At 39.9% G+C, this 14,437-nt stretch carries 11 protein-coding genes and 6 tRNA genes; 4 read left to right on the top strand and 13 right to left on the bottom strand.

Translation table 11 applies throughout. The features are described 5' to 3' along the window. Positions 1–47: 47 nt before the first annotated feature. Positions 48–1,493 carry a PQQ-binding-like beta-propeller repeat protein gene (locus ASJ81_RS17285; RefSeq protein ID WP_245860250.1) on the bottom strand — a complete coding sequence of 482 codons (1,446 nt, stop codon included), beginning with the start codon at positions 1,491–1,493 and terminating at the stop codon, positions 48–50. A gap of 39 nt (positions 1,494–1,532) precedes the next feature. After that, positions 1,533–2,786, bottom strand: a complete 1,254-nt coding sequence (locus ASJ81_RS17280; protein WP_095645429.1) for a HEAT repeat domain-containing protein — start codon at positions 2,784–2,786, stop codon at positions 1,533–1,535. 1,735 nt (positions 2,787–4,521) lie between these two features. On the opposite strand from ASJ81_RS17280, the gene ASJ81_RS17275 reads away from it, so the two are divergent. Then, positions 4,522–4,920 carry a transcriptional regulator protein gene (locus tag ASJ81_RS17275; protein WP_048105677.1) on the top strand — a complete coding sequence of 133 codons (399 nt, stop codon included), beginning with the start codon at positions 4,522–4,524 and terminating at the stop codon, positions 4,918–4,920. A 746-nt stretch (positions 4,921–5,666) separates the two neighbouring features. On the opposite strand, the gene ASJ81_RS17270 is transcribed toward ASJ81_RS17275, so the two are convergent. The 8 genes from ASJ81_RS17270 to ASJ81_RS17240 form a co-directional block, all read right to left on the bottom strand. Then, positions 5,667–5,879 carry a MoaD/ThiS family protein gene (locus ASJ81_RS17270; RefSeq protein ID WP_095645428.1) on the bottom strand — a complete coding sequence of 71 codons (213 nt, stop codon included), beginning with the start codon at positions 5,877–5,879 and terminating at the stop codon, positions 5,667–5,669. Then, the gene (locus tag ASJ81_RS24300) at positions 5,876–6,004 is read right to left on the bottom strand and encodes a hypothetical protein (RefSeq protein ID WP_275112579.1); all 129 of its coding nucleotides are present in this window, start codon (positions 6,002–6,004) and stop codon (positions 5,876–5,878) included. Before ASJ81_RS24300 ends, ASJ81_RS17270 begins: the two co-directional genes overlap by 4 nt. A 708-nt stretch (positions 6,005–6,712) precedes the next feature. Continuing rightward, positions 6,713–6,784: transfer RNA gene (locus ASJ81_RS17265), tRNA-Gly, on the bottom strand. A 10-nt stretch (positions 6,785–6,794) separates the two neighbouring features. Further along, positions 6,795–6,866, bottom strand: a tRNA-Phe gene (locus ASJ81_RS17260). Positions 6,867–6,960: 94 nt separating this feature from the next. Continuing rightward, positions 6,961–7,034 (bottom strand) — tRNA-Val (locus ASJ81_RS17255). A gap of 61 nt (positions 7,035–7,095) precedes the next feature. Continuing rightward, positions 7,096–7,167 (bottom strand) — tRNA-Gly (locus ASJ81_RS17250). Positions 7,168–7,177: 10 nt separating this feature from the next. After that, positions 7,178–7,249 (bottom strand) — tRNA-Phe (locus ASJ81_RS17245). Between the two features lie 94 nt (positions 7,250–7,343). Next, positions 7,344–7,417, bottom strand: a tRNA-Val gene (locus tag ASJ81_RS17240). A gap of 649 nt (positions 7,418–8,066) precedes the next feature. On the opposite strand from ASJ81_RS17240, the gene ASJ81_RS17235 reads away from it, so the two are divergent. Both ASJ81_RS17235 and ASJ81_RS17230 read left to right on the top strand, forming a co-directional pair. After that, complete coding sequence (locus ASJ81_RS17235; protein WP_095645427.1) at positions 8,067–8,834, top strand: MBL fold metallo-hydrolase; 768 nt, start codon at positions 8,067–8,069, stop codon at positions 8,832–8,834. Between the two features lie 119 nt (positions 8,835–8,953). Next, positions 8,954–10,270 carry a methanogenesis marker 16 metalloprotein gene (locus tag ASJ81_RS17230; protein WP_095645426.1) on the top strand — a complete coding sequence of 439 codons (1,317 nt, stop codon included), beginning with the start codon at positions 8,954–8,956 and terminating at the stop codon, positions 10,268–10,270. A 190-nt stretch (positions 10,271–10,460) separates the two neighbouring features. Here the strand turns inward: ASJ81_RS17230 and comE are convergent, their stop codons facing one another. The 3 genes from comE to ASJ81_RS17215 all read right to left on the bottom strand — a co-directional run bounded on the left by comE (position 10,461) and on the right by ASJ81_RS17215 (position 13,771). Further along, on the bottom strand, positions 10,461–11,609 hold the full coding sequence (comE, locus tag ASJ81_RS17225; RefSeq protein WP_245860249.1) for a sulfopyruvate decarboxylase subunit beta: 1,149 nt from the start codon (positions 11,607–11,609) through the stop codon (positions 10,461–10,463). 55 nt (positions 11,610–11,664) lie between these two features. Further along, positions 11,665–12,915 (bottom strand): cysteate synthase, encoded by a 1,251-nt coding sequence (locus ASJ81_RS17220; protein WP_095645440.1) that lies wholly within the window; start codon positions 12,913–12,915, stop codon positions 11,665–11,667. Between the two features lie 388 nt (positions 12,916–13,303). Next, positions 13,304–13,771, bottom strand: a complete 468-nt coding sequence (locus ASJ81_RS17215) for a hypothetical protein (protein ID WP_095645424.1) — start codon at positions 13,769–13,771, stop codon at positions 13,304–13,306. Positions 13,772–14,027: 256 nt separating this feature from the next. On the opposite strand from ASJ81_RS17215, the gene ASJ81_RS17210 reads away from it, so the two are divergent. Continuing rightward, positions 14,028–14,240: a zinc ribbon domain-containing protein gene (locus ASJ81_RS17210; RefSeq protein ID WP_095645423.1), complete on the top strand. Its 213-nt coding sequence runs from the start codon at positions 14,028–14,030 to the stop codon at positions 14,238–14,240. The last annotated feature ends 197 nt before the right edge of the window (positions 14,241–14,437 follow it).

The following is a 14,437-nucleotide window of genomic DNA, read 5'->3' as shown; positions in this document are numbered from 1 at the left end:
ATATGGTTTCTCCGGTACTGGAATTAAAAATATATATATTGTTCCGGTCAGTTGAATATAAATTTATTACTGATAACAGATGAAGCAAAACTCATTTTTGAACCGGGATACTCATTCAAGATTTCGCCAGTTTCTGCCTGTAAGATACCGGGATTTGGAAAATCAACAAATAATTTGCCATTTATTGCTGCAACAACATTTGACCATTTACCGTTATGTGTTTTCCAGACTTCCTCTCCGGATTCAACAGATAATGCGATAATATCTCTTTCACTCAGAGTAGTATAAACCAGGTCTCTGTAAAGGAAAGGTTCGAAATATAAAACCTCGCCCGGATATATATATTCCCAGATTACCTCTCCAGTATGTGCATTGAGTGCAATTAAACCTTCTTTTACTATGGGCTTTTCCAGTTCCGGTTCTAACTCTGGATCTTCAGGTATTTCGATGGGTTCAGTATAGATGGAATGAGAAGCATAGTATCTGAATATCACCAAATTTCCATTCACCAGAGGCCCTGACAAGCTGTAATAATTACTTCCTTCAGCTCCAAAGTCGGTTCTGTTGAATTCATACTTCCACTTCAAAGCCCCGTTTTCCACATCAATAGCAGCCACATATCTGTCATAAGGTGTGCTGACAAACAACGTATTTCCAAAAATAACGGGGTTTCCCCACGTGGAACTCTGATATTCTTTCTTCCACAATAGTTTTCCTGTTTTTGCGTCCAGTGCATCAATATTTGAAGAGTGTCCGGCAAACAAAACTCCGTCCTTATACCCCAGACTAACACTCTGTCCATCATCCCATTCTTTACTCCAAAGTAAGTCACCTGTTTCCGCACTCAATGCTATAATAATAGTCTTTCCAAAGTCCTCTCTAGAAAGGTAGAGGACACCGTCCGCAGCAAGTGTTACCTCTGGAGGTATCTCATACCCAAGCTCCCAGGGTAGTTCATAGGTCCAGGCAACTTTCAAAGGCGGTTCCAGGGTTACAGGTTCAGCTTCACTTAGATGAAGTGAAACGTTATAAAACTCGAAGTCATCGTAGTTACTGCCATTAGCATCACTTCCTGCACTGATTTTCAGGGTATTATTTCCTGGATTGAAAAGAGAAGGATGAACCGGAATTGTAATATTCACTGCAGCAGAATCCGTAACTTCTGCCGGAATATAATCATTAAGGGATCCTATTTCTATCCCATTGAGATTTACTTTATCTGAAAATTCATCCGCAGGTCCCGGAACAATGCTTCTGCCTGTCAATGTGAATTCCGCACTTTCTATGTCCACTGAAGGGTCCAGGGTAAAATCTGCGGTGTAAATCAGCCCTTCCGGATCATCCGGATTCAATTCTTCTTTAAAATCATCACCTAGATGATGGTATTCGGTGTCGAGAACGATTTTGGCCGCCGAAACATTTGAAACGGAAGCAACTGAAAGAAAAAGTAATAATAATGCAAGAATTAATGAATTCTTTATCGAAGGACACATATACCTCAACCCATACCGAAGATTTGAATCACATTCAAATTAGCGCCTGTTCACAACGCAGGCTGAAATCAATACTTCTAAAACAAATATAATCCCTAAACCTGGAGTACTCACGGGCATCCGTGCATCTTCCGCCGATCTTTCATCAGTTTTGTTAGTCTCTTCAGCTTCTACTGGTTCTTCGGTCTTTTCGATGTCTTCTGCTAGCTTCGGTAAGATTTCCTCATCTACAGGAAATTCTGTATAGCTGAATATGACAGGCACATCGTCAACTCCAATCCCTTTTCCCGCCCGGTCAAATATGTTGTAAATATCATCAAGAGTTGAATTGTTAACTTCCAAGCCTTCCAGAATTCCTACTCCTATGCGATTTTCAATGCTCCAGCCGTAGCTGATAACCAGCCCCTGAGGATACATATAAGGTTCCATTGAATCTCTTGCTAGGGTGCGAATTGTATCGAGCTGGTGATACCATGCTCGCCTTTGGTCTTCGATATAAAACTCACGTTCCTTTCCATAAGTGGCGATTAACGTATTTTTCTTTTGAGCTTCAATGCTTTCAAGCCCCATTTTTGCAAATACTCGAACAGTCTCATCCTTATCACTCAGGGCGTCCGTAAGCGCTCCAATTGCACGGTCATCTCCCAGTCTACCGAGAGCTTCGGCTGCGCGTACCCTGACTTCAGGATCGTCGTCATCAAAAAGCTGGATTAAAGGCTCTACAGCAGGTTCGCCCATCAGGCCCAGATGATAACCGAGATCTGCTTGAAGTTCTGGTTCTTCTTTCAAGACCCGAATCATAGGTTGAATTGCCCTTTCGTCTTTTATTCCAGCAAGGACTGCAATAACTTTCATCCGTAGAAAAACATCCCCGTTTTTATCCTGCAGGATAAAAACGAGGGGCTCTACAGCAGGTTCTCCGATTTCAACAAGAGCACTGGTTGCAGCACTTTCAACTTCCCACTCTTCATCCGTCAACAATTTGATGAGTGGATCTATAGCTCTTTCATCTTTGATTTTTCCAAGGGTAATAGCCGCGTTTTCACGAATTTCCGGGTCTTTGGAATTCAGTACTTTGATTAAAGGTTCTACTGCGGGCTCTCCGGCTTCAACCAGAGCTTTTACGGAGGCAGCTTTGACATTTACATCCTGTGCATTCAGATCTTCAATTAAAGTCTTGATATCAGGCTCATCTGAAGCGGCGCTAGCTACATTAAAACCAGAAAATATAGATAACTGGAGGATGATCAATGAAAAAAATATAAGATGAATCTTCAGCTTTTCAATCTCCATTTGATCACTCGATCCATTTCCATAAAGAGCTACCTAGTTATGATATTCATAGCAAGTAGTTAGTATTCAGTAGGACACACAATAATAACAACCACGATTAACCACGAGTATTTTCGACATATTTATTATATAGTCACAGGGTTAGTGAAAAATATTTTAAAGTTAACTTTAGCTATTCTTTTATTCTTAAAACATATAAATTTTCCTTACTATTTGAAAAATTTAATTATTTTAGTGATGAGGACAAATAAAATAAAAATGTAATTCATCTGGGGAGATTTGACATGTGATTGAATCTAACATGTAGCTGGAATCTGTCCGAGTAGACTATTACACGATTATTTGACTGACGTTTTAAGGCAAGAATGACAGCTATTCAGCAAATTTTTCGTGAAAGTACGGAGTGAATGTCGAGTTTGTAGTGAAAATAGTTTGTATTCTTATGAGTAGAACTTAGAGAATGATACTTTTCAATCTTTACTAGAGCTTTAATTAATTTGAGTAATAATTCTGTAGATTATAACTATAGCATCTATTTTAGTCAAGAAAACTATAATAGTCAAGCTTCAGAATTCATCTCCAATCAGAAGTCTAAAGGTTAACCATGGAAAACTCGAAATTAAGGAAATTGGGGCCGAGTCTTCTATGCTGTTTTCTTTATCTTATGTGGTTATAAAATAAGTACAAATACGACTCTGTTCCAAAATCCAGTGATTTTTGCATTTTTGATAGAAAGTCTTAATTAGCAAGAAGAATCCAGTTTTTATCAAAATCGATATTCGCTATCTAAAGACTTGAATCACTAAGTTGTATTACATGGATGGTGACCATTTATAAAATCTAGTGATTTTGAGTTTTACATTCATCACTAGATTTTGGTACTGAGTCACAAATACTCACATCAGAAACTATGATACTGATTTTAATGCTCCGGAAAATTTGATTTTACGCTATTAGTTGATGTTATTCCAAAAACACTCTTTAAGATGCGTCATATCTTTTGCAATTCAGTGATGTTATAATAATCGGATATTGATGCACAAAATGTGAGTACATCTGGCGCTGAAAAATTAATCATGAAAGTATCAACTGTGTAACAGTGGGTGGTCATTGAACTGGATATATAATATTCAGTTTTCTCTTATTCCATGTCATCCTGAAACCTGGGTCCAAATTATTAATCAGTAAAATTATAATATTTTCAATATGATACTTGAAATTTTTTATATAAAATATAATAATATAATATATTTGAAATACCAAAAATCTTATGCAGTTTCTTGTGCCAAGGCCAGTTGAAAGTTTTTCAACTCCTTTTTAATATATACAACTTTAAATAGTATGAGTACATTATTAATTGTTAGAGATGAATAACCTTCTAATTATATACCTATACAGGTTTAATTGATCAGCCTGTAAGGCCCTTCCCATCAATCTCACAAAACGGGGCTCTAGTAACCGGTTATAAACATAAAATATTTATTCTTAATGACCGGTTGTTGGACTTAAAACAAAAAAAATCCGCTACATTACGTAAAAACGTTTTTTATTGTATTTATAATTTCAAAACGAAGTAGGTTACCCTATAAATATATGCACAGTGTATATATTTAGTGATTGTCGTCAGTTATAAATGGTAATTATAAAAGTCTTCACTGAAGACCTAAACATAATCATCTTAATATTATTTAACTGACAAACTTATCCGTAAAATTTTAAGACAGAAGGGGTTATCATGAAAGACTATGAAGTTAAAGTGCTGGACGAAAATGACCACATTTTTATTGAAACGTTAAGGAACCTTGGGATGTCCAGAAATGTCGCTACAACTATGGCATATCTTATGAATGTTGACGAGGCTTCATCACGTGAAATAGAAATCAGTACAGGATTAAGACAACCAGAAGTAAGTCTTGCAATGAGGCTGATGCGCAACCAGTCCTGGGTTAGCGTTCGTTCGGAAAAGAAACCCGGTAAAGGACGCCCAATAAAGATCTATGCTCTTGCAGCTCCGGTTGACGAAATCATCAGCTATTACGAAGACAAAATTTACAAAGAATCTCAGGCGACCATATCAGCAATCAAGAAGCTGAAGGTTATGAGTAAAAAGGTGCCTCTTACTCCCACAAAGTAAAGACCCTCAAAACGAACTTGCTCCATAATGGCTGACAATTCTTCTATGGAATTCGACCATTATGGAAACAAAAATCTTAATTCTTCGAGCTATTTTTCACTCCTGCTCTGTATTTTTCTCTACTTTTCTAGATCAACCGTTGCGCCATTTGATCAAAACCGTTGCGCCGGTTTATCACGCCGATAGGGTTAAGGGATAAGTTTTTCAAATCCAAATGTTAGTGGATTTTTGCTCAAGACTTTTTTGAAAAAGTTTGCGGGTAAGCAGTTTTTGAAAAAAGGTATAACCATATCTGCCGAGTAATGCAAAAATAAACTTGAGTAGATCAGTTTTTCTTAGCGCATTGAGAATCTAACCTTTTTTGCCCTTAAATTCGCAGTTCTAGCTCAATTCAGCATCTTCATTATAATTCATCCCTCTTGAGCGTAGCGAAAAGGGCCCCGTCCTCCCGAGACGGGACTCGGGTGACGGAACTCGGGAAAATCATCCCTCTTGAGCGAAGCGAAAAGGGCCCCGTCCTCCCGAGACGGGACTCGGGTGACGGAACTCGGGTAATTCATCCCTCTTGAGCGTAGCGAAAAGGGCCCCGTCCTCCCGAGACGGAACTCGGGTGACTGAACTCGGACAGCAAAAAGGACTATGTCTCACGGTATGGAACTAAGTGATAAAAACGCTACACAATAACTTTCAAAAAAAGTGGAAAAAAGAGTTGTAATAAATGAGAGGTTCTGTCTTTTGCTGGGAAGTCAGCCTCCTGTGACAACTCGGAGGATTGTAAGGGTATCAGAACTGACTGTCCCATCAAGGGGAACAGCATTCCCTTCATTTAATACAAGTACTGTTTCCTGATTTATTTCCAAAGTATCAAGCAGATCTTCATAAGTAGTATTCTCGGCTACTTCTACGGTCTGCTCAGAAATCTCTCCAGCCTGGATTGTTATGTGTACTTTTCTGCTCACTCTATTGATCCACCGCCGCTTACCTGAATTTCGCCTACGATTTCCTTTATAAACTTCTGCTCCAGTTCATATTCTTTCCTGATGCCTTTCCTTTCTGCATGTCTCTTCTGGAACTTTCCTGTCATTTTAGATCTCCTTACGATTTTTCAGGTTTGCAACATAGTTGGTATAGATCTCTTCAAGCAGACTTATATTTTTGTCTTCTAGAGATGTATATCCATATTATAATGATTTTGTGTTTTAATTAATTTTTTGGTTGACAATAAGTTGGTTAACATATCTAATATTCAAACTTCATGGATACTACATATTCTGAACTTAAACTTTAACTAAGGTTAACATTGAATCTGATATCATTCAAAGATTTGACAATAAAAAACTCATATTTAAATTTTAAGGAAAAGATAAAAGATATTTATTCAGAAACTAAAATTTATTGAATCGCTGGTTAATATAATAAATCTTTCAAACTCAAAGCAAAAAATATTAATACTGAATCTTTCCGAAAAATGTCGCAAGTAAAGACAGGTAACGGAAAGAGACTGATGAAAAAAGAACAGATGAAGGAAAATGATAGATAAAAAAGAATATATGAAGGAAAGAGACTGATGAAAAAAGAACAGATGAAGGAAAATGATAGATAAAAAAGAATATATGAAGGAAAGAGACTGATGAAAAAAGAACAGATGAAGGAAAATGATAGATAAAAAAGAATATATGAAGGAAAGAGACTGGTGAAATAAATATCAAATGAAAGAAAGAGAAAAGGAAAAAACTTACCTTGTTCTTAAACTCAATCTTATACGAAAGTAACTCAAAAAGTTGAAAAATAATACACCAGCCGGGATTCGAACCCGGGTTCGAGCGTTGGCAACGCCCGGTGATGACCGCTACACTACTGATGTTCTATGATGATGCCCAGACCCGGATTCGAACCGGGGACAACTGCCTCTTCAGGGCAGCGCTCTCCCACTGAGCTACCTGGGCAGGCAGATTAACTTAAGGTATACTTAGAGTGAATAATGATTTATTTTTTATTTTATTTTTCACATTCCGGAAAAGTCTCCGGAAACTTTTTAAGTGGGCCCGCTGAGATTCGAACTCAGGACCTCCGCCATGTCAAGGCGACGTCATAACCGTCTAGACCACGAGCCCATATTGTTTTTGTTTTTTGCATCTGGAAATACTTATCCGGAGCACTACATTAAAAAAGTTATACACCAGCCGGGATTCGAACCCGGGTTCGAGCGTTGGCAACGCCCGGTGATGACCGCTACACTACTGATGTTCTATGATGATGCCCAGACCCGGATTCGAACCGGGGACAACTGCCTCTTCAGGGCAGCGCTCTCCCACTGAGCTACCTGGGCAGGCAGATTAACTTAAGGTATACTTAGAGTGAATAATGATTTATTTTTTATTTTATTTTTCACATTCCGGAAAAGTCTCCGGAAATTTTTTAAGTGGGCCCGCTGAGATTCGAACTCAGGACCTCCGCCATGTCAAGGCGACGTCATAACCGTCTAGACCACGAGCCCAGTAGTTTGTTGCTTCTGTTTTTCGCACAGAAGTGCAACTCCATAGTACGCATCATCATTTATATAAGTTTTGGGTGGTATGGACCTTTTCTAATCGAATCAATCTTCAAAAACATTAAATCTTTATAAAGTTTGCATCCGGTTTTCTTCTCAGGGTTCTAACGATAAATCTTTTTAGATACTTTGTTTTCCAACCAGTATTGCAAAATCCTTTGCCTGTAACTCTTTAAACTTAATCTTCTGATTTGTTTTTTAGGGAATATAGTTCTTTAGTAAATCGACAGTTCTTTAGTAAATCGATATTTCCTTAGTAAATCGATATTTCTTTAGTAAATCGATATTTCTTTGGTAAATCGATATTTCTTTGGTAAGTCAGAATACCTTATATCAATCTCTGGAGAGCATAAAATCTGTTAAAGGAAATATAAAAATGTAGCTCAAAGTAAAAGCAGCTCAACAAGTAAAAAGTGGCTCAAAGTAAAAGCAGCTTAATAAGTAAAAAGTGGCTCAAAGTAAAAGCAGCTTAATAAGTAAAAAGAGGTTCAACGTAAAAGCTGCTCAATAAGCAAAAAGAGGCTCAACGTAAGGCAGCGCAATGCAAAACATGTAACGATAACGAAACTCTTCCCAGTTTTGAGGAGAAACATGAATGACATCCAGTGAAGACAACCGGCTAAACCGTGAGAGCTTGAAAAGTAAAAGACCAGAGTGCGAGAAGTCTTACACTATTATTAGTATCCCAATGGGGCATTCTAACTCTTATTTAATAGTTTCATCTGGGAGGGGTGTTCTTGTGGATGCAGGATGTCCGGGAAAAATCAAAAACATTCAAATTGCCCTCGAGCAAAACAACCTTATGTTTCAGAATATAGTTCTGATCATTCTCACTCATACTCATTATGATCATACGGGCTGCCTTGCGGAAACAAAAAAACGAAGTAGAGCAAAGGTTCTCGTTCATGCGTCCGAAAAAAGATGTCTGGAAAAGGGCATAACCTCCTTTCCAAGAGGTACTATGTGGTTCTCAGAAATGATTTCGAAAGTTGGGAACTCCTTAATGGTTTCTAAATCAAAATATCAGCCTGTCGATCCTGATATAGTGGTAGAAAACGAATATGACCTTGGAAAATATATCCCTGGTGCAAAAGTCATTTCCACACCTGGCCATACTTCGGGTTCAATAAGCCTTGTGATCGGAAATGAGGCTGCGTTCGTTGGAGACACACTTTTCAATATTATGCCCTGGAATGTCTTTCCTCCTTTTGCAAATGACATCCGCGAACTTCTGGAAAGCTGGCAGAGGTTAATTGATGCAAGTTGCAGGACATATTTTCCAGGTCACGGCAGACCCATACCTCTCCGGAAACTAAAAATCTCATATGAAAAAAGAATAAAAAGAATTAATGAAGAACTTTGAGTTAATCTCACTTTTTAAAACGGCCAGTTCCAAGCTTACTCTTTCCTCCAGAGTAATTGATTCTCAGTCAATCCCTACTCCTAAAATAGGATGAACTCAATATCCCGGTTGAGGGAAACATGAACGGAGAATTAGATAACACAGGGACGTCCCGGACAATCCCCGAAATTCAGGATAAAATTGATGCTGGAGACGCCATCGTCCTTACGGCTGCGGAAATTAGTGAAAGAATTCGGGCAGGGGAGGATATAAAGCTCGAAGATGTGGATGTTGTAACAACCGCAACTCGCGGCATTATGAGTGGAACCTATGCCGTACTTTCGTTCAAAGTATCAGAGCCCGATTCATTTGTTAAGGCATCTGAAGTCTTGTTGAATGGCGTGCCTGCAGTTGTTGGTCCCTGCCCTAACGAAAGGCTCGGAATTTTGGACCTGATCGTACTCGGAACCGCTCACAGTAAATTAGATTCCAACTACGGAGGCGGACACCTTTTCAGGGAGATGGTAGAAGGAAAAAACGTTAAAGTTGATGTGACTACAAGTGAAGGAAGCCATTTCTCGGTAGAAACAAGGCTATCTGAGATTCCCTATGCGAAACTCAATGCAACAAGACATGCCTTTAAGAATTATCGGGCGTTTGTAAATCCCGGAAAAGAACCTATCAAAACTATCTTCCATGCCCTTCCGTTTGAAGGTGAGTTTAGAGAAATGACTTTTTGTGGTTGCGGTGAGTTAAATCCTATCGAAAACGATCCCAAGCTCGAAACTATAGGAATAGGGACAAGGGTACTTCTCAATGGAGCGGACGGATTTGTAACTGGGGCCGGTACTCGAAGCGCTCCGGATAATCCTAACCTTACGGGTTTTGCTGATATGCATGATATGACTCCTGAATATATGGGAGGATTTGTAACGTCTGCAGGCCCTGAAATTATCAATACCTGGGCTGTTCCGATCCCAATTCTTCATGAAGGAATGTTGGAAAATATCCTGAAGCTGGATAAGGAAATCCCTCTTAAGCTAGTAGACCTGGCCGGGAGAATTCCTCTCTGTGAAATCACCTATGGAGATGTATGGGATAACGTGGATCTGAATATTAAGTACAAGCCCGAAAAATGCCTTAACTGTAAGGACTGCCTTGTAATCGAAGCCTGTCCCATGAATGCGGTAAGCCGGGGAGGAAACGGAGCTGTACACAATCCGGAACTTTGCTTTAACTGCGGACTCTGCATCTCAAGGTGCAGGGGAGAAGCATTCAGTGCAAACCTGGGTTCTGTCAGGTGTGCAACCGGTGGCTGCCTCAGGGACATTAAGGTAACCCTGCGTCAATCCGATCGTGCAAGGGCAGTTATAGCTGCAGAAGAACTTAAAGAGAAAATTCTCACAGGAAGATTCAGGCTTAATGAACCTGTAGAAAAAATAAGCTGGAGAGAGTAAGACATTATTCTTCTCTCCTTTAGTACTCCTTAACCTGTGGTTTTTACTTTTAAATACTTAACTTCTAATTCTTGTTTTTGAGATTTAACTTCTAATTCTTATCTTTTTGGAAACGTAGCTTCTGGTTCTTATTTTATGGAGGTCTGTTTTCCTGTTTTCAGAAGTTCTTTACTTCAAAGTTCTTCAAACCTCAAACTATTAAAGCCTCCATAAAGCGTTTTGTAACCTCTTCAGGGCTCAGGGGAATATTGGGAGCTTTTGTATTTCCAGGCTTCAGGATTACATGGATAAAGGAAAGTTCCTGCATGGCCCGAAACTTCCTGAAAGCTTCTATTAACCCCTCTGGGCTGTTTACTTTAGCCGTATTTTGAATTCCACAGGCGGTTGCAAAAATTTCCAGGTCTATATAGCGTAGAGCACAGGTTTCCTGTGAGCCTGTAGAACCGTAGGCACCGTTATCAAGGCAGATAATTATCAGATTCTTCGGAGCTTCTCTGGCGAATTCGAGCAGGGCGTTAGGGTTCATAAGCAGGCTACCGTCCCCGTCAAAGGCCACGACCGTCTTCTTGGTTCGAAGAGCAAGGCCAAGCCCTATTGACGAGACGAGCCCCATTGAACCGAACATGTAAAAGTTGAGTTCTCTATCCCTGCAAGCATACAGTTCCTTGCAGGGAACTCCCAGATTTGTCACCGTAATTTCGTCATCGAGTTGAGAAGCAATTGCACAAATCGCATCGTTTCTGAGCATTACTGGCCTAAGTGTTTCCCTTGTAAGATTAAAACTACATGTTCTTTCCATAAACTCCGGTTTTTCGGGCAGTCCCGCTGCTTCCCAGGCACAACAATCCGAACCTTCCCAAACTTTCGGGGAGATCAGGGCTATATGCGGCCTGAGGTTCTCAAAAGCGTCTGTTATCACGGTTTCAAGGAGAGGGAGTTTTTTGGCTTCGTCAATTATTGTGTATTTCAGCCCTGCTCCTTCAAGGATTGTCGGAAGATGTGTGCCAAGTGGAACCTGGGCTTCGATTCCTTCAGAGTAAACCCCGCGCCAGCTTGCCAGAATAGGTAAGGGGATCCTGCAGATTATGTTCAGGGATTCCAGAGCATTAATCATATTTCCAAGCCCTGTGCTCTGGATAAGCATCATTGGCTTTCCTCCTGCAAGATAAAACCCGGCACAAATGCCCACACCGTTTTCTTCTCTTGTTAACCGGATTTCAGGAAAATTCTCAGAAATCAGGGGAAGCAGGTTTTTGATCCTGTCACAGGGCAGAGTTGCGGCAAGATCGATACCTGCCTTTTTCATTATTACTATGACTTCTTCTTCCGGACTTGCCATGCACATGCCTCTTCAACTTTCTTTTTCTATCGTAGTTTTTGGAGTTGTTTCGGACTCAGATCTTCAGCTCTTCTAAAGGAATATCAGAATTTTTGGCAGTATCTACCGGCTTGATCTGGTAAAGTGTGTAGTCTTCTTTCAGACGTTTATATCCTCCGCCTGCAAGGTTCAGGAGAATAGTTTCATCCTTTTCAATGTTTCCTGCTTCCACTGCTTTCAATAGAGAAGCTGTCGCAACTGCTGACGGGGGTAGAATATCGATTCCTTCGAGTGATTCGAAAAGGGCCTTAGCTTCAAGGGCTTCTTCTCTTGTAATTGCGTACATTATTCCGTCAGTATCGACAAGTGCATCGTATAACCCTCCGGTAACTCCATACGGGGGAGTACGGTTGGTAAGCACGGTCGCGTAGGTTTCGTCGACCTGTTTTTTTGCATCCTTCATGTCAAGTTCTGGAATAATTTCTCTTCTTTTGTCCTGCCAGGCATTGTACATGGGAACAAAAGGAAGGTTCTGGGCAAGCTGAAGTTTCGGGATTTTTTGCCCGAATCGTCCGTCAGCCCTGAGGCGTAATGAAGCTTCCCATGCTGAGATCCCACCTGTTCCGCTCCCTACTGCCTGGAAATAGTGGTCAGGCATTTTTCCTATAGTTACTGCTGCGTCCAGCATCACGGTGCCCATTCCGTCTCTTCTGGCAACATTTCTTGCCCCGCCTTCGGGAACCATGCCAGGAAGCTTTGCAATCCTGCCTGCAAGATTGATAGCGTCAGTGTAATCATTTCCTGGACTCATACTTATGAGGTGAATGGATTCCGTGGGCTCTTCAGGCAGCCATAGATTCGAAGCTCCGGATTCCGGTATAACTATGTAGACATCAGTTCCTGTCAAAGCAGAGACATGCGCAAAGGCCCTACCGGTATTTCCGGCAGAGGCAAGAACTATGGCTTTTCCTCCTGTCTCCTTCAGGAGTTGCATGGTTGGATAGGCTTCGAGTTCTTTAAAACTGCAGGTTTTAATGAAAGCCTCCCTTTCAGGCCAGTACCCGCTGAACCCTATATAAAGGTTCGAAAGTCCGAGTTCTCTGGCAAAAGCTTCACTTTTGTAAGTTATGGGCCCCGCATCCGTAGTAAGTTCTTCCTGGACCGGGAGCCAGGAATGGAACCTTCCGATACCTGGCTGATTTCTTAATTCCAGTCTTTTTTCGAAATACTCCGCCCGTAAAAAAGCGTCATCATTCTCGCAGGTGAGCCTGTATTCCTGGCCGTACTCTCTTCCGCACTTAAGGCATTTCAATTTGAATTTTCCCATCGCAATCAAAGAAAATTGGATTTCTTATTAAAAATATATTCCTGAAATGTGTAAAAAAACTCCTTTTTGTGCTACATTTTTAAATTAGTTTCCTTATCCGGACATTCAACCTTACTAATGAGAAGAGAATCAATTTGTCGGATTAACAATGGGTAAAATAAAATAAGACAGTTGAAAAAAGAAAAGGTTGAGGAGGCAGAAGAAAAAAGAGTAAATGGGTAATTAAAGTTAAGAAGGTAATTACTATCACATACTTACGAGCTCATCCCAAAACTTGAAATTTGCTTCTTGAACCTTGTATTTCAAATTCGAATAATCAATCAAGATCAAGATCCTGAAAACAACTTGAAAATTCCCAACAATTATGGAATTGTGTCTTGGAATAGACTCAATAATAATAATAAACGACCGGCGGGGTAACTTTTAAATTTTCATAACTTCTTGTTTTGCCTTTAGGAGGATAAACAAAGGTGACAACATCAGACTGCACCCCTAATTCATAGGGATCACACAGATAATTTACGCCCTCTTCCCTGGAAATGTTTAGTATCTGGAGCGAGGCACTTGATCTTCCTATCTTTTGAATCTTTACTTCCTTAAATTCTGAAAAAATGTCCTTAATCTTGGACTCCAGGTTTTTGCTGCCAAACAGTGATATATATGCCTGAGCAAAGGGACTGAGATGATAGTCTATATTGACGGTCGCATCAGTCTTTTTAAACTGAATCACTATATTGTCAACGTGAATGTATTTTCCTTCTTTGAATTGATCTGCGGTGTTTTCAGGAACTACTCTAGCAGTTAGTAGGACGGCTGAGATGAGAAGGGCAATTGCAATTATCGGTTTTGTTTTCATGGTTCTTATTCAGTAATAATCTTCTTTTCTAATATCTCTTTCCTGCAAGTACTCTAATATCTTTTTCCTGCAAGTACTCTAATATCTTTTCCTGCAAATATTCTTTCGGTCAGGCTTGCTTCCTTCAAAGCTGAAAACCAGGTTTTTTTCTTACAACAATGACGATTTTTAGATATGTTGCAATACAATTAAATATCGCAACAGTAAAGGTATCTCACCTTTTAGATTATCTAAAAGAGAATAAAGAGGCCATAAAATGAGTAAAGATATTCATTTCATCTGCTCTAAATGCGGAAACACTACCTACGAAACAGGCGAGATCCGCACCACAGGCGGCTTTCTCAGCAAACTCTTCGATGTCCAGAACAAAAGGTTTACTCATGTCACCTGCAAGCGCTGTAAATACACCGAATTCTACCAGGCTGACAGCAGCATGCTTGGGAACATTTTCGACCTGTTCACATCGTAATGAGCCGACAGAATACTTTTTTTCGTGAATTTCTTTTTACTCCCTTTTTTACTTTTTTGATTGTTTATTACCGAGACTGGAGAGCAGCAGTACTGGTAAGTAGCGCTTTTACGGGAGCTTTTCACGCTCGACGAAAGAGAGTATAATCCATTTTTATCCGATTGATGTTTTAAAACACCTGAATGTTAGCATTTCCT

The organism is Methanosarcina spelaei, from assembly GCF_002287235.1.
Taxonomy (GTDB): Archaea; Halobacteriota; Methanosarcinia; order Methanosarcinales; family Methanosarcinaceae; genus Methanosarcina; species Methanosarcina spelaei.
This window is presented reverse-complemented; position numbering and strand designations above follow the sequence as displayed.